General features: G+C 36.9%; 17 protein-coding genes, 2 tRNA genes and 1 pseudogene. 11 read left to right on the plus strand and 9 right to left on the minus strand.

What is annotated here, in order from left to right; translation table 11 throughout:
* Window positions 1-1,263: an ABC transporter substrate-binding protein gene (locus TLET_RS00460; protein ID WP_012002142.1), complete on the minus strand. Its 1,263-nt coding sequence runs from the start codon at window positions 1,261-1,263 to the stop codon at window positions 1-3.
* Between the two features lie 404 nt (window positions 1,264-1,667).
* Here TLET_RS00460 and TLET_RS00465 point away from each other — a divergent pair.
* The 4 genes from TLET_RS00465 to TLET_RS00480 all read left to right on the plus strand — a co-directional run bounded on the left by TLET_RS00465 (window position 1,668) and on the right by TLET_RS00480 (window position 3,830).
* Window positions 1,668-1,755 (plus strand) — tRNA-Leu (locus tag TLET_RS00465).
* 38 nt (window positions 1,756-1,793) lie between these two features.
* Window positions 1,794-1,870, plus strand: a tRNA-Met gene (locus TLET_RS00470).
* Window positions 1,871-2,227: 357 nt separating this feature from the next.
* Entirely contained in the window at window positions 2,228-2,734 is a 507-nt protein-coding gene (locus TLET_RS00475; RefSeq protein WP_012002143.1) for a hypothetical protein, read from the plus strand.
* An 838-nt stretch (window positions 2,735-3,572) separates the two neighbouring features.
* Complete coding sequence (locus tag TLET_RS00480) at window positions 3,573-3,830, plus strand: HsdM family class I SAM-dependent methyltransferase (RefSeq protein WP_041428351.1); 258 nt, start codon at window positions 3,573-3,575, stop codon at window positions 3,828-3,830.
* A gap of 442 nt (window positions 3,831-4,272) precedes the next feature.
* Here TLET_RS00480 and TLET_RS00490 read toward each other — a convergent pair whose 3' ends face one another.
* Genes TLET_RS00490 through TLET_RS10750 form a run of 3 tightly spaced genes read right to left on the minus strand, consistent with a single transcriptional unit; the run spans window position 4,273 to window position 5,475 of the window.
* Window positions 4,273-4,710, minus strand: a complete 438-nt coding sequence (locus tag TLET_RS00490; RefSeq protein WP_012002144.1) for a hypothetical protein — start codon at window positions 4,708-4,710, stop codon at window positions 4,273-4,275.
* Window positions 4,707-5,102 (minus strand): helix-turn-helix domain-containing protein, encoded by a 396-nt coding sequence (locus TLET_RS00495; protein ID WP_012002145.1) that lies wholly within the window; start codon window positions 5,100-5,102, stop codon window positions 4,707-4,709. Before TLET_RS00495 ends, TLET_RS00490 begins: the two co-directional genes overlap by 4 nt.
* Before the next feature lie 13 nt (window positions 5,103-5,115).
* Entirely contained in the window at window positions 5,116-5,475 is a 360-nt protein-coding gene (locus TLET_RS10750; protein WP_012002146.1) for a type II toxin-antitoxin system RelE/ParE family toxin, read from the minus strand.
* A gap of 155 nt (window positions 5,476-5,630) precedes the next feature.
* On the opposite strand from TLET_RS10750, the gene TLET_RS10905 reads away from it, so the two are divergent.
* The 7 genes from TLET_RS10905 to TLET_RS00530 all read left to right on the plus strand — a co-directional run bounded on the left by TLET_RS10905 (window position 5,631) and on the right by TLET_RS00530 (window position 10,715).
* Window positions 5,631-5,771 carry a phospholipase D-like domain-containing protein gene (locus tag TLET_RS10905; protein WP_187146389.1) on the plus strand — a complete coding sequence of 47 codons (141 nt, stop codon included), beginning with the start codon at window positions 5,631-5,633 and terminating at the stop codon, window positions 5,769-5,771.
* Between the two features lie 50 nt (window positions 5,772-5,821).
* Window positions 5,822-6,031, plus strand: a complete 210-nt coding sequence (locus TLET_RS00505; RefSeq protein WP_012002147.1) for a hypothetical protein — start codon at window positions 5,822-5,824, stop codon at window positions 6,029-6,031.
* 18 nt (window positions 6,032-6,049) lie between these two features.
* On the plus strand, window positions 6,050-6,349 hold the full coding sequence (locus tag TLET_RS00510) for a hypothetical protein (RefSeq protein WP_012002148.1): 300 nt from the start codon (window positions 6,050-6,052) through the stop codon (window positions 6,347-6,349).
* 345 nt (window positions 6,350-6,694) lie between these two features.
* Window positions 6,695-8,677, plus strand: a complete 1,983-nt coding sequence (locus tag TLET_RS00515; protein WP_012002149.1) for a hypothetical protein — start codon at window positions 6,695-6,697, stop codon at window positions 8,675-8,677.
* Complete coding sequence (locus TLET_RS00520) at window positions 8,670-9,296, plus strand: hypothetical protein (RefSeq protein WP_012002150.1); 627 nt, start codon at window positions 8,670-8,672, stop codon at window positions 9,294-9,296. The genes TLET_RS00515 and TLET_RS00520 overlap by 8 nt, the downstream gene beginning before the upstream one ends.
* Window positions 9,286-9,870 (plus strand): hypothetical protein, encoded by a 585-nt coding sequence (locus tag TLET_RS00525; RefSeq protein WP_012002151.1) that lies wholly within the window; start codon window positions 9,286-9,288, stop codon window positions 9,868-9,870. The genes TLET_RS00520 and TLET_RS00525 overlap by 11 nt, the downstream gene beginning before the upstream one ends.
* The gene (locus TLET_RS00530) at window positions 9,867-10,715 is read left to right on the plus strand and encodes an RAMP superfamily CRISPR-associated protein (protein WP_012002152.1); all 849 of its coding nucleotides are present in this window, start codon (window positions 9,867-9,869) and stop codon (window positions 10,713-10,715) included. The genes TLET_RS00525 and TLET_RS00530 overlap by 4 nt, the downstream gene beginning before the upstream one ends.
* Before the next feature lie 282 nt (window positions 10,716-10,997).
* On the opposite strand, the pseudogene TLET_RS11000 reads toward TLET_RS00530, so the two are convergent.
* From TLET_RS11000 to TLET_RS00555, 5 genes and pseudogenes are all read right to left on the minus strand, one after another.
* Window positions 10,998-11,456: pseudogene (locus TLET_RS11000) on the minus strand (galactokinase); the annotation flags it as partial.
* A 519-nt stretch (window positions 11,457-11,975) separates the two neighbouring features.
* Complete coding sequence (locus TLET_RS00540; RefSeq protein WP_012002153.1) at window positions 11,976-12,659, minus strand: RRXRR domain-containing protein; 684 nt, start codon at window positions 12,657-12,659, stop codon at window positions 11,976-11,978.
* A 258-nt stretch (window positions 12,660-12,917) separates the two neighbouring features.
* Window positions 12,918-13,748 carry a MurR/RpiR family transcriptional regulator gene (locus TLET_RS00545; RefSeq protein WP_012002154.1) on the minus strand — a complete coding sequence of 277 codons (831 nt, stop codon included), beginning with the start codon at window positions 13,746-13,748 and terminating at the stop codon, window positions 12,918-12,920.
* Between the two features lie 5 nt (window positions 13,749-13,753).
* Window positions 13,754-14,635 (minus strand): ROK family protein, encoded by an 882-nt coding sequence (locus tag TLET_RS00550; RefSeq protein WP_012002155.1) that lies wholly within the window; start codon window positions 14,633-14,635, stop codon window positions 13,754-13,756.
* Between the two features lie 5 nt (window positions 14,636-14,640).
* Window positions 14,641-16,077 (minus strand): DUF4127 family protein, encoded by a 1,437-nt coding sequence (locus TLET_RS00555; RefSeq protein WP_012002156.1) that lies wholly within the window; start codon window positions 16,075-16,077, stop codon window positions 14,641-14,643.

Here is a 16,077-nt window from a genome sequence, read left to right on the forward strand (position 1 = left end):
TCAAAACAGGCTTGCATCTGGTTCAGGCAGAGGTGCATCAACTTCTATAAACAGCTGTCTTATCTTCTCTCCAAGTTCACCTATCACTTTTACTGGATCTTCGTCGTTGAAAACAATTCTGGTGAAAGCCAGGCGGTAGGTTTCGCTGAACTCTCCGCCTTTTGCTCCAAGTCCTGGTATGAAGCAAACAACAGAATCTTTCGCCGCAGATTGATTAACAACACCCTGAGCAAGCACCTTTAAAGCCCCTTCGGGTATCAAACCTGCTGCTTCTTGAACAACGGGGAAGAATCCAACATTTTCTAAAATAGCTATCTGTGTTTCTGGGCTGGTCAAAAAGTCCAGAACCTTTAAAGGTTCTGTCATGTCGACATTCTTTGGAATTGCTATACCTGCGAGAACAATAATATACCCTCTGCCCATAGGACCCCTTGGAACAGGTACGACAACAAAATCGTTAGGTTTTTCAACTATGGCTTGTTTGATTCTTGCCGTGTGATCCCAGGCAATCAGTACTTCATTCCTGAGCAAGGGCTGATCCATGTTATCCCAGGTTGTACAGGCTGGATGCACATATTTGAATAATTCCTTCAGGTAATTCCACATTTCAATAGCTTTCACACTATCAAATTTAACAGCCTGAGCACCTGTGTAAGATGGGTATATATAACCATGCAAAAACCTGTGCCATAAACCTTTCGGTCCAAGAGGAAATCCAAGTTGAGGTTGCCTGGTTTTTTCTTGCATATTTTTTGCCCATTGTAATAAAGCATCATAGGTCCATTTTTCAGTTGCATTTGTCACATCTTCCATTGTCAATCCTTTCGGCAAATATTCGAAAGCTTTTTTGTTGATTGCCATCGCATAGGTTGCCTGTAACCATGGTATAAATACCTTTTCTTTTCCAACGTAAGTGTACTTTTCGAAAGTCTGAACAAATGTTTTTCCACTCAGCAAAACTCCCGACAAATCGGCAAGCAATCCGTTGGCGCCCATCGTGTAAAGTCCGCTCTGCAAATCTGCCACCAAATTCAAAACGGGTTTACCTGCTTTTTGTTCGGCCTCCAATCTGCTGAGCAAATCAGTGTACTCGAAATTGAGAAATTCAACATCCACACCAGAGGCTTTCGAAAATTCACCAAGTTTTCTGATCATAAATTCACGTTCTGCCGCCGGTGTCATCTGGGTCGAACCGAAGTTAACTTTTGCAAAACTGAAAACCACAAGCGCTGCCAAAATCATCACAATTAAAAAACGCCTCATGAAAGCACCCCCTTTATAGGTGAAAATGTTTTTCATAAATTCAGAACAAAAGGAAAATTTTCTACCTATTTTCTATCACATGTTACATTATATGTCAATACCATTAACATAAATTGGCATAGTTTTGCAAAAAGTTTGATGACCACTACAAGTGTTGAGAAAATATTATCTCGTGAAACAATATGATGAATATTCGTAGAGATACCGGTCTGTAGAGAAATATCATTTCAAAAGCGAGGAATAATATTCAGACAATCACTATTTGCTCGATTTCTGACTTATCTGAAAACCTACTACAATATGGAAAGAGCCCGGGTAGATATGCAGAAAGATTTTAATTGCCGTTATTCTACTTCACTACCTCTTGCATAGCTATAATAAATATGATAGAATTCTATTTGGTCGCCGGGGTGGCGGAATTGGCAGACGCTGCGGACTTAAAATCCGCTGGAGGGAGCCTCCGTGTCGGTTCGAGTCCGATCCCCGGCACCAGATGGAGATAAAAAGTGATCTTTTGAAGATATATGCGTTGCGGGGTGGAGCAGTCTGGCAGCTCGTTGGGCTCATAACCCAAAGGTCGCAGGTTCAAATCCTGCCCCCGCTACCAGAGATTAACAAAAACATTTTTAAGAACTCGTGGCTCCGGCATGCGTCGGAGCGTTTTTTGTGAATACACTAATCCTGAATAAATTGACAAAAATCGCGAAAACTCAGGATGATGAAGATAACTCAAAAGCACGAGTGATATCATTGAATGCGCTTTAGACTTTTTATCTTCACCTCAATTAATGGTGCGACTATATCTTGCACATAGAGATATAAATCCTTCTCTTTGAATCTCATATTTTCACATTCAAAGGTTTGCCTTTTTAGATAATCAGAATATTTACAGATTGCCAAATGGTGTAGAATAACAGTGTTAACTGTTTGGATTATATGCGTAGTTATTCGGAGGGGGAATAATATGGGAGAGAACAAATTAGAACAATTTCTCGCAGGGGCAGAAGAATTCGACTTAAAAAGTATAAAAACGAAAAACCGTTTGTTAAAAAAGAAGATCAAAGCACTAGAAAAATACCTTTTATATGCAGAGAGAGCTAAAACTCTCCTAAGCGAATTGAACGAATTGGAATTGGTCCATAAAAGCTTGGCAACGTTGGATTCAGAGACTCTCTTTAAAAAAGCAAAAGAATTAAAATCTCAGACTGAACAGATGAGAACACTGGTTGCTCTTCTATCCGAGCATATCGAACAACTAAATAAGATAGATGAAATGATGGTTGAAAGCAAGAAACTAGCACACATTCTTGAAGACGCAATGAGTGTTGATTTAAACAACTTGAAACAGGAAAACCACCATCTTGAAGCTCTCATTCCAACGTTGCAACAAAATGTTGATCTTCTGGAGTCATATAAAAAGCTGTCAGAGGAAATAAAAGAAATGAGAAAAGAGATTAAGGATAACGATTGACTTCCAGATAGCAACAGTTTTGATGGAGTTGATCTTGCTCAAGTTTGTTTTTTATATAAATGATTTTTAGCTGAGCAATAAAATTGTACTACTGAAAGAAACCAAGATCGCAAGTGAGTTAGTTGCCATATCCCTACCAGCGCAAAAATTCAATAATTTTTTAAATTAATCTATTTTCGATGATCACAACTATTTATGTGCCCACCATATTCAACTTGACTTCAAATTTCGTGGCATGGAATATACTTTTTGCACGAATTAAGAGCTTTTGTTTTCATCGTTACGTGTTTCATATAGAGAAACCGCAACAACAATTAGAATTCATATAACGAAAATACTGACTTTCTTTACTTCAATACTAATTAAAAGAATTAGCCTTATGCATCTTCCCAACAAAGATCGGGTTGGTATGTTATCAAACTGTCTGAACACTCTTAAAAATAAAAGTGAACCATATCTAATGGAAAAAGTGAGTGTATGAGAGGGTATATCAAAAAGAGTAAAGCTCATATCTCGTGCTGGTAAGATTTGTGTCAGCAGAAATCAGAAAAAATTCGATGTTTTTGCCGAATCAGAGAAAGTATGTGTCTTTCGATGAAGTAAATTCGCAGAGTATAAACTCAATTATGAGATCTTCTTAGGAGATTACATACTAACTTAACGCAACACAGGCCGGGCAGAGAATAATAGACGATGAGCATATTCACAGGTTGATGCAGATATTGAGCAAGTACAGACTCGATCTGGAAGATGTTGAACCAGATATTTTAGGAAGAGCCTACGAGTACTTTTAAGGAAATTTGCGGAGGGTTCTGGGCAATCTGAAGCTGGATTGCTTATGGCATATATCCTCGATCCTGAAGAGGGCGAGAAAGTTTACGATCCTGCCTGTGGTTCTGGTGGTCTTCTCATAAAAGCTCAGCTGGTTCTCAAAGAAGAGAAATGCGAGGTAAAAAGACCTCTGAAACTCTACGGACAGGAAATAAACCCATTCACCTATGCCATGGCAAAGATGAACGCCTTCATTCATGATGTGGAAAGTGCTGCAATGAAGAAACAGTCGGTAGATATCTATTCAATAGAAAAAGTGCCATAACAATTGGGAGCACAAGAGAATCACTGTTAGGAATAATCCCCTCAACACCGATCCAGCAGGAATACATTCCTTTCTAAGAGATCAAGGGAAGATCAACCTATGAGGAATTTCCTTTTTTATTGCTTCCATGCCTTTTTTCTCAGTATCAGTTTTCTCATTTCTGGTCATTTCGTGTTTGGCCTTTACTCCAATAACAATGCGATGAATTTTTCCTCTAATTTTTCGTTCGATCACAAAATCGGGTTTAGAGGTGTTGCACTTCTTTTCTTCGCCAATTTTCTATTCATCTTTTTGAGGATACTTTTGCCTCAGCAATTTTCGAACATGAGAATATAATTTATCTTCTTTGAACTTCATATTTACCCTTCTTTAGCTCAAACATCCACTCGTTAGAGACAAAAAGTAAATGGAATTTTCCTGCACGCTCGTTATTAATCTGTAATTAACCTTTTATCTCAACTTTCGTGAGGTTTACCATGGGAATGAGCACAGGGTGAACACCCATTTGAGCGGTTGTTGTAGCTATGAAAGAGCGGGCTATAATAAGTAGGTTCATCAAACCGTTGTATTTGCAAACTTTGTCAAATAAATCCTCGTTATTTTCTTCAATGTTAGCCTCGAAATTGCCTTTTATTTTTACATAGATATTATGTACTTGCACGTCTTTTTGTTTTCCCTCTATGTGAACTCCCAGAATAACGCTCCTGGAAAAACTGCCGTTTTGTCGAGTTATTTCTCCAAATTCTGATTCCAGTTCAAGCTGGTAATCTATGAAATTGCCTTTTGCATCCTTTAGCCAGAACCTTGCCTCTTCAATAAAATAATTCACCATTCTGAAAAAACTCTTTGAAGGAGAAAATCGCTCCGGTTGTTTTATCACGCCGCGACACTCCCCTGTGTTTCAAAAGATGTATAAGGTATATCATTAGGAAATGCTTCTCTAAACTTATATTCTGGCACCTTATTTTCCTCTTCTTCCGGCAGTATTCCGAGAGATATCCTAACTCTACCACCAAATGCAGCAACTATTTTTGTCAGCACTCTAATAGATATGTTCTTCTCTCCCGTTTCGATTTTTGAGACCATAGACTGTGATATACCAAGCTTTTTAGCCAAATCCTTCTGTGTCAGATTATGTTTCTTTCTGTAAGCCATCAATTGTCCTCCTATCTGAGACATAGCTTCAATAAAAGCCTTCTCCTCCTCAGAATGATGAAAACCAATCTCCTCAAACAATTCAAAAACATTAGAATATTTCTTGAATTCTCTCACTTCTAACACCTCCTTATAGATGCAAATTGCTGGATCTTTTCTTTGCTTTGTCTATAGCTTTATCGTAATCGCTAACCTCTTTTTCTAAAAAAGCGGAGAGAAGTACCACATGATTTTTCCAGAAAGAAAAAATAATTCGTATGTTTGGATTTTTCTTCTCTAATCTAAGAGAGTATAGTTCCACATCGCCAGTTCCCTTGAGCTTCTCAAAATATGGTTGTGTTATAGCTTTTTCACCTTCATCAACCAGAATTTTTATCAAAGTTTCGTATTTCAATATCAATTTATTCATTCTTCGTTTCGGGACATACCTTTCTATCAATTCTTTGAATTCTTTATGGAATTCTTCTGATGCTACAATTTTTCTCCCCATGAACACCGCCCTTTTTCCTGTATACACCCCGTTAGTAATTATAACCTATAGGTCATATTTTACAAACGATAATTCATTACAATTCGGTAAATCACCATAACATCATAAAAACTACGCCCCCGCCTGTCCTATCACAATCTTTATAGGAGTGAATTATGAGTGAGAATAGAATAGCTCCAAACATCATAGACAACTCACCAAGAAGAGAACTTGTGAGAGTAATAAAAGATCAGCTTAAAAAATCAAAGGAAGCAAAATTTGCCATAGGATACTTCTTTCTGTCTTCAATCTGGTAAAAGATGATTTTCCAGAACACATAGAAAAGAAACCTTTCTTAAAGTTAGTAATGGAAGACGAAACAACATACCAGATCAAAGAAAAATTGGTCACAGGATATAATTTAAGAGAACCACTTAAACAGAAAATGATCGAAGATTTGCAGAAAGCAGAACTTACAAACCGGATAAAGGAACTCAAGGAGTTCTTAGCCGAGAATATAATCGATGTAAAGCTATTTGAAAATCACGGTTGCATGCAAAATTATATTTATTTCTAATAAAGCCAGAAGAAAAGTATGGATCTTCAGGCTTTGCAGTGGTTGGATCCTCTTGTTGGTGTAGTAAATGCGACGGATATAATAGATTTCATATTGAATTTTGAAGACGTTATAAGAAGGGGTAAAAAAGTTCCAGATATCTTCTTTTTTTCAATAGTAGAATATATGCTTTTTTCACAAACTTTAAGTGTTCAAAGTTTAAGCTATAACTTGATTGATTCCTTAATTTATGAACTCTTCTTCAAAGAAAAATTCCACCAAGATGGATTATATCCAGAGCCAAAAAATACCTGTTGGAAGCAGTCTCAGAACACCTGAATCCCATAAACTACGACCGCTGGGCTGAGCTGTACTGGAAAAAAGCAGTTGGAGGGGAATATAACATATAACAGAAGAAGAGGATAAAGAACTTGAAGGACTGGAAAAAGAGAATCTTAAAACTATAGAGGAAGTCTATAAATCCTTGAAAGAGGATAAAGAAGTACAAAAAATGGATTGAGAAAATAAAATCCCATGAATGGGTTAAAATCATAGAGGAATAACAATGAGTGGGTTCGGGACTCTCGCAATCCAAAGGATTGTTTGATGCTATCATATTCAAACAACAAACAGCCATTCAGTATTTCATATCTCTGCCCAAACTCGCTTATGGAGGTTTAAATAATGAATAGAAATAAATTTGTTCCGGAATTACACGATATTGGAAAATTGGTTGATGATCAGGTTAAAAAGCAATTACAAAATCAGATTGGACAATCATGGAAGGGGCATGTTTTTGCTAAATTTGATTTTCAAAAGTTTGGAATTCCACAACCAACTTCTCCATCCTGGTGGGGACAATATCATCATGAAACTTCCGAAGTACATAAAGATATAAATCAGTGGGATTTAAGGGACAGTCTTGGAAAAATTGCTTCACCTGAGGATAAATATCATCTATTTTTATTAATAATTGCAGACCATTTGGCGTCTTCAGTTTCGAGAGCCGTTGGTGGTAGAGGACCAAAGTCTCCCAGTGGTATTTACAAACTATGGAACAATAATTTTTATCAGCAACAAAAAATTGGGAGGTATTGGGCAGCATTCAAGACAATTGATGATCTAAAAAACCTGTTTGATGAAATTGAAAATTGCCAATCTGGAGAGGAATTTCTAAATAAATACAAAGAACATCTTCTGCTTACTCCTGAGGATAAATCCATTCCCAGAAATGTAACATCATTATATACACATGTTGAATTGGTAGGCAAAATATACAGGGTTCTTGAGAAAAACACAGAATTAGCTACAGAATCCGATGACCCAATAGCAATTGTATATAACGGGATGAAAGTAAAAACAATAAAAGAGGCTGAAGGCGGTAAAAGAACAACGGGAACAAATGATACAGACAAAGGCAAATGGCAGGCAAGGTTAGCAAAATGCTGGATAAGATTTCCCCACTCCTTCGTCAGGTTACAGGACATAAACCTCCTCAGAAAAAGGGAGGAACTCGTAAATTGCATTGCAAATTATTACAAAGATGAGGTTATATTTGCAATTTCAGATTTTATCATTCTGTTTCTTCCACCAAATCAAAATTTAAAGGAAATACTCAAACCTTTTTTGGACTGGGGTTTTCACATAGAAGTAGAGGAAACTTTGGCCAATTTAGGAATATTGAACTCGATACTGGATAGAAAAACTCTGCGAGCAAGGCAAACAAATGATCAAGCAAGATTAAGTGTTTTTACCAATAGAAGAACTAAAGTATATAAGAGATATCTTGTGTCTGAACTTCCAGAAGAAATAGAGCCACCCATATGCGATATATGCCAGCAAAGAAGTGGTGTAGAGCGAATAAAGGAAAATATAAGAGAATGGGTATGCTACAGATGCCAGGAAATAAGAGAGATGGGTGAACCTTTTAGAGAATATGCAACAGTGTGGGAAGAGGAGGGGGTTAAAGTTTGCTGGTTGAAATTCTCTCTAAATCAGAGCAAACTGGAAAAATGGTTGCAAAACGCGTTTGAAGAATATATTGACCATTACATGCAAGCAAATGATCTGAAAGAAGAATTCAGACCGCTTGCTTTGCAGGTAGATTTCAACAAAGACTATAAAGAAATGCTAAAAGAGTTCTGGGAGGATTTTAGCAGGGTTGATGATATTAAAAAGCCTATTGTTGAATACGATGAGCTGGGTGTATTCAAATACTCCCCAGAATTAGCAAAAAAAGTTATAGATAACTTCAGCACTGTATTCAGCAAATATTTTCCAGACTGCATTAGTAATGAGAATTCCCCTATAAGCCTATCGTTGAGCATTGCTAATATTAAATATCCTATAAGAGATCACTGGAGATTTTTTGAGGAAAATAACAAGAGTTTTCTTAATGTGCATTATCATAAAGTATTCACTGAAAAATATACAAAAGATGAATTGGATGTCATCATTGGGAAAGCTCTCAACGTGGAAACTTCAAGTTCATTCTTGTACAAGCTTGTTCAGTTAGAAGAGATCCTTCAATCCGAAATTCATATTGCCGTTGAGATATTTAACAACAGAAAGAAATACTCTGAAATTTACGAGTTGTTTTCAAAAGGAATAAAGCCATCAAAATTCTTGAACCTATACAGACTTTTAAGAGGTGGTGAGTGTGAATAAAGAATTGCTGGAGCTAAAGCTTGAAATTGATTCTTTAATCATAGGAGAAAGAGTTAAAGGTGGCATATTCAGACCCTGCCAGGATACCATTCCTTCTTCCACTATTGAGGGAGCACTAAAACATCATTTTGGTGTTGAAATTCCTGCTGTTGGATTTTTTGAAGAAAATACCTACGAATTTGATGAATTTACATATTCTGTCAGGGATAAGTTTCTTAATATTTCAAAGATGCCTATAATTACTACATATCTAAGACCAAAAAATGACAAAATCAAAGCGAAAGTGTATATTCCCCTTTACAAAGGAGATAACTTGAAAGATGAGTTAAAAGATACAGAGTTCCAGCTTGGAGCTCTGAAAAGCAAAGGATTTGGAAAATCAAAAATAGTTGAAGTGAAAAAGATTGAATCAGGGATAAAACAAGGAATTTTAAAGGTCAAAGTGTTTGAAGAAGAGGCTAAAGATTTTGGAATTGAACTAATATCTTCCGTTTATGGATATTTATTCAAACCAGACAGTTTTTCAATAGGTGGAACATACAAAAGGGCTTTATTTCCTGGTAGTCTGGTTAAAGCCCCTGAAGTTTTGTTGAAGGAGGTAACTTACTATGACGAGTAAGATAGATGGAGTGTTTAGAAAAGTGTTGAATGATAGAGAAATATTTGACAGTCCGTACGACAGGAACAAAAGAAATAATATTCCAAAACTCTTTGAGAAAGATAGCTGGAAAGAATTGGAAAGGTTATTTAATGAAGGCAAAAGAGACGAGTTTATAAGTAAAGTTGATAGTAGAATTACAGAAATAAAGAACCAAGAACAAACAACTAATAATTGGCGGCGAGAGAAAATTAATGAACTAAAACAAAGAGGAGAATGGTTAAAATTAGCATTTGATAATAAACCACATCTTCTAAAACAATTATTTGAAAGCCTTGAATGGTATGGCCTTGTAAATTGTAATCTACCAGATATGAATAGTTATGGCAGAGTTATAGAGAGATATAATATTTCAACAATTGAGCAGTATTTTTTAGATGGAATAAGAAGAACTTCTTATCCTCAAAATAAAGCGTTAGAGAAGGTTCTTGAATACGTAAAAGAGCTTTATACAGCCGGTATCTCTTCTGAAGAAATAGCATATTTTGTAAGAAAATTAGAATCGTTAACAACATATTGGGAGGTGATAGGATGAGCGAAGAAATAAATGGACAGGCAAAAAAGATTGAATTCAAAGAAGAAGGAAAAATTAAGATTTCGGAACTACCATTGAAGATAGAAGTTGCAGGAGGAAGCTTCCTACACATAGGTGCTGCCCCTTCGCCATTAACTGAGAAAAAGGGTGCTATATTCAAAGTAGATAGAACTCCAGTCATACCGGCAACGAGCTTTAAAGGGGCATTGAGACATCAGCTGGAGTTGCTATTTGCAGAAAAGGCTGATGAATTTGCACAGCTATTCAACATACCTGATGATAAGAAAGACTTGTTAAAGCCTTGTATCCCTTCTCCAAGACCAACAAAAGCGGAAGAAGAGTTAGTTAATGCTGGGAAATATAGAAAAGAACATTGTGAGATAAAGGTTAATGAAGAACAAATAAACGTTGGAAATAATGGCATTTGTCCCGTATGCTATTTTATGGGTGCTGCGGGATTAATGGGCTTTTTGAGATTTAGCAATTTCTATCCTGAGAGTGAAGGCGATATAATAGATCAAACAAACATAAGAATTGATAGAAAAACAGGAACTGCTGCCCGTGGTGCGAAAGTTGAGGGTGAACAGGTAAAACCAGGAACGGTATTCAAGGGCATCATTAGCATAGTAATATCCGAACCAATACTGGAACAATTTGGCGATGCAAGAAAGATCGGAAATGTAGTAATTGACAAATGGTTGGAACATTGGCAAGAAACTGACAAAGAAAAAAGAGCAAAAGCTCTGATAGAAGAGATATTGCTTCCTGCTATCAAGAACATAAAAATGTTAGGAGGCCAGAAAAGTAGAGGAGCGGGGAAAGTAAACGTAGAAATTGATGGATAAATTCGACGTATATGGATAGTTTGTAATGGTCACTTCAGTCTATTAGATTGGAACACTCAATGAATGAACAATCTCAGCTCATCTAGATTTTTGTGGTTCGATCTGAAAAATGTTCCCGTTCTTATTTTCGTTTTATATAATGCACAAAAGATATAAGCGCAACAAAAGCCATATTATGAAATCCTGTTTTCAATTTTTCAGATCTTATCTGTTGAAGGTATCTTTGAATTTTAAAAAATCATTGATGTTATCCATGAACAAAAAAGGGAGCTCACGCTCCCTTCAGATCTTCTGAACACCGTCTGCACTCTCTATCTCGTGAAAGGCGAGTTCTATTTTAAAACGATCCCTGTAAGCATTCTTCAGTTCTTCTTTGATCTTTTCAAAAACCCTTCTTCGACAGAACAATCACATCTCCGCCAAAACTACCACCATTTTTGCACCCAGAATACCTTCTTTCCCCTTCAGAAAATTCATGATGAAATCTGTCTCTTCACATGACACTTCGTACAGTTAGATTTGCACGAGAAAAAGCAAGCTACCAAATGTTTCGAAACCTCCATCTTTCAACGTCTGAACACTTTTCAACACTCTTTCGCTCTCTTCAAGAACGTTCTGTGCTCGCCTTTTCAGTGTGTCAGAAAACTTCTTCGAGTCTTCCTTTGTTACTTCGCGAAAACTTCCCTTTCCAAGAACTTTCAGTAAATCTTCGAATTTCTGTCTTCCTCTAAAGAAGTCGTTGCGAGGTGCAAAACCTGAGGGTGCGCCCCGGATCCTTTTTCTTTTATATAGAAAGATTTTCGGGCTAAAAACTCCATATCTGTGATACAGAGATACAGCTCACCCATGTAAATAGTTATTGAGTATCGACAATTGCAGACAGTTAACTTAAGGCAGGAATTTGTAAAAAATTATCTCAAGGCATTTACTGGAAGGTATAAAATGGAATCGTTATTTGTTACAAAAAATAAACCCTGAAAAACCACAAATCGCAGACGTGGTAAAAAAACTGTCTGAACACTCTTAAAAATAAAATCCAAAATCATTATCGAATTTTCTCAAGAAATATCGCGATTTATTGCCCTATTTGATAATTTGCACATTCATCACAACCCAGCGCAGGAAACTCCATCTTCTTTAAGATGAAGAAAAGTGCGCTGATTCCTCCTTTCCAATATTAACGTCTTTGCTCTTTCAATAACCTTTAAGTCTTGATATTTTGCTGATGAATGAATTTTTTCCCCACTCAATGTACGTATATCAAAGTATCCAGCGCATGCCTATTTGATCGTTATATCTTACTCTGTCGAATCTTTTAAACCCTTTAACTTCCTTTACAGTATTCGATTGCCTAATTCCACCCTTGATTAGATTAGCTTTGTGTAATGACGTGTTTTGTCTTCTGAAATATTTCCCAAAGTACCATTCAGTAGCTCTGTTAACATCTTTGCTACCACCTGCTATTACAAATGCATCGTTTCTATGTGTTTTCTCTAACCCCATTTCTGTTCTTTTTGCTTTTGTGATACTGCCAAAAGTTATTTCAACATCGTATTGTTGTTTCAACCTGTTTACTATGTGCCATCCTATTGTCGAAACATGATTTGCATCTTTTGGTTTTCTATATCTTGTTTTTCCATATCTTCTGTTTCTTCTATACTCTCTTCTCTCTAAAAGCAGTTTCTTTATATCTTGTCGCAGTTCTACTTCTGCACTAAATAATTCTTGTTTGTCTGTTATGGCTGAAACACCGATTACTTTTGAGCCAATGTCTACCCCAACTGTAATAGGTTGCGTATAGGTCGTTGTGTCATACAGCAACTGAATTGTAAATGGTTCTCTTCTAACAACTTTTGCAAGACCTTGTTTTAGTAGTCTTCTTACTTTGCCATGTCTTTTTGTTGGCATTAATGGTTTACTATCCTTCGAAATAACATATACCATATGCGGTAAGCCTCCTTTTCGGAGTTAGGTGCTCATCCTCAATGTTAGACAGGCTTGTTATGTGCAGATCACTGTCCCTACCTCTCAGGACTGTTTAGACCTGTACGACAGAGCCTGGAACTTGAGCAGCATCATAGGGTGTACCTGTCTAACGTAGCCACTTATGTGGCTGAGGGTAGTCAATCAGGGCTTTTTCAAGCCCCCGCCTCTATAGGCGGCGGGTAGTTGACCTTGCTTATCTCAAGATACTCGTAAAATCTAATATATCCACTTTTCTACAGAACGAGCTGTGCGATCCACATTTTGTTTTGCTTTATCTGCAAGAAGCAATTTTGTTTGTTCAAAAAGCACTTCCAGAACATGAAGCTGTGCTATTTTAGATCTTATAGCGCCACTTTGAAAAGGATTTTCTCTGACTGCTGTTAACAAAACAAAATCTGCATAAAATGTTAGAGGTGATTTGTTATACCCTGTAACAGCAATCACACATGCCTTGTTTTGTTTTGCAATTTGAGCCATATCAACTACAACTGCGGTGGAACCACTCTGAGAAAAAGCTACCACGCAATCTTTTTCATTGCATCCAGATAAACTCATAGCCTGAAAATGTGGATCCAGCATATATTTCACGTCTACCCCGATTCGCATAAATTTGTAATATGCATCAAGGGCTGTTACACCTGAAGCACCAACTCCAAGTAGATAAAGTCTTCTACAATTTGATATCTTTTCAGCACATTGATATACGACCTTTTCGTTTAATTTCAACAACTTTGAGGTTTCCTCTATCGCTTTGATATGATCTTCTTTTACCATAGCCAGCATATCTTTTGAACCCTCAGAAGCCTCTTCCTGACGGCCTAAACTTTTTGCAAGCGCTATTTTAAAAGGATGAAAACCGGAAAAACCCAGTTTCTGGCAAAAACGCACCACCGTTCCCTGGCCTATTCTAAGTTCATCAACAATTTCTGTTATGCTCATGTGGATTACTTCATCAGGATGATCAATAACAAACTGCGCAAGTTCATTCTCTTTTTTCGTAAACTGTTTTTGATTGGCTTTGATGATTGTCTGAACATCACCCGTCACTGTTATCAGCTCCTCGAAATCCTGTCTTTAGCATAGATAACTGCACCAATTATACCCGCGTCATTTCCAAGAATCGATAAATCCACCTGTGAGGTATTATACAAGGATTTAGAAGAATATGGCTCCACACATTTTCTGAGTATCTCAAGTGCATTTGATCCTAATTCGCAAAAGCCACCGCCAATTGCAACAACTTGCGGATCGATTGTGAGAAAAATTCTATCAATCAATACAGCTATATCCCTACACATCTTTTCCACAGCTATAACTGTATTTTCATCTTTTTGTTTGAATTTCTCTATTAGTCTTTCCCTATCTTTCTCTTTTGCATACCTGTGCAAAACTTTCATCGATATATACATTTCGGCACAACCTTTTTTCCCGCAGTTGCAGCGCCTGCCATCTGGATAAAGTATCGTATGTCCTATTTCTCCAGCTTGCCAGTGCGCTCCTTCAATCAATTTTCCATCAACCACTATTCCTCCACCCAATCCTGTGCCAATTGTCAACAAAACCATATTAGACACATTTCTACTCCCTGCTTCAGCCAAAGCCGCCGCACGAGCATCGTTGATGATGAAAGTTGGAATATGAAATCTGCTATTTATTTTCTGAGCCAAATCCAGACCAGACCAGTTTTTCAAATTTGAAGTAGCATAGACAACTATTCCTTTTTCTGAATCTATCCTGCCAGCGCTTGCAATCCCGATTGCTTCTGGTCTGGTATCCGCATGTTCTACCAGTTTTCCAATTACATAGACAAGTGTTTCAAAGGGATTTTTCATTTCAATTAATTCGACTGTTTTCCAAACAATAGTACTTTTTTCAACTATGCCACCTTTTATCGCTGTTCCTCCAATATCTATACCAAGTAACAATGGACTCATGGCAATCACCTGGTTTCATTTAAAACAATGCCTATCTCAAATGTTCTATGCCACGGAAAATATACAGATGCTTTCCATGAGCGCTTAAAAACTTTATTCAATTTTTCAACATATTCCTGAATTTCTCGTTCGACAAAATTAACGGCCCAGTTTTCATCGGGAAGAAAATAGGAGCAACTATTTTTCTGGCGAACAAATTCAACCAAGCGTTGCCTAATATCTGACTGATATCCATAGTGTTCCAAAATCAATATAGCTTGATATCTCTTGATCTCATCTTCATTTATATTGATTAATTTCTTATGCGAAAGATACAAAAAAATAGTATGCGCACATGTAGATCCTATTGTATTTCCCGCCGTGTTCCACCCATAATAACATGCTCTGGTCCAGTCAATTTTCATATCTAAGAGATTTTCGACAAAAGCTCTGTCAGAACCATTTGCAAATCTAACATCTGCCAGTCCTAAAACCTTTTGCATATCAAAGGTTTGGTTACTAATCGTCGATCTCGTTTTTTCCTGAAAAGGAGCCTCTCTGATTTTTTCATACTCATTAAAATTATTCACATACAGTAATATATCAGCCTCTGAATCGCTCAAAACGCCTCCCGAACCACTTATATGACTTTGAACAGACGCCTCTAAGGGTGAACTTTCATAAGGAGGAATGAGATTTTTACAATCTGGGAATGTGTATTTGACAGTAAAACGAGGTCTAATATCAAAGTGATCACACAGAGCTCTTGAGAGAAGAACAAGGGAAATTTCATCAGTTCCATTTCTAATTGAGACCTTTTTTGATAAACCGGATCTTTCAACAAAATCATTCAATTCCTTTGCCTCTTTAGCAACCAAACTACCTTCTGAATTATCATCCATCATGAGGCTTAAATAATCTATAACCCCATTCTTGACAAGATTTATAATCTCTTTACTTACCGATAAATTTCTCTTTCTTCTCCACAGAAAATCCTCAATTACCCACCCTGGTATATCTGAAAAATTTCTTTTATCTCCATTGGAGAGAGAAAGTGAATATCTGTACAATTTTTCGCCATAATACATCCAGTAATCAGGTTCTTCCTCATCAGAATTGTATGTTGGTATGCGTGTAATAGATCTGGAGGCATATATTTTCGTTCCTATTTTCTTGAGCTTTTCAAGAATCTCAAGTTTTCCAAGCAAAGTTTCTATCTGCAACCTATCTATTCTTGAAGGAACAAGCCCACCGTGTAGCAACATATCCAGTGACAATATTAATAGATCGCCTTCTCTGGCATTCGCCAAAAGCCAATGAGATATATATTCCGTATCTGCCGGTATTTTTTTACACCCTAAATCCTCTGGACAAAGAACGTCAAAATTGAAAGCCTTAGAAAGCAGCATAAAGTAATCCTTGGTGCAAAACCTGTTATCAACAGGAAGAAAAATTATGCGCAT

The sequence above is a fragment of the Pseudothermotoga lettingae TMO genome (genome assembly GCF_000017865.1).
GTDB lineage: Bacteria > Thermotogota > Thermotogae > Thermotogales > DSM-5069 > Pseudothermotoga_B > Pseudothermotoga_B elfii.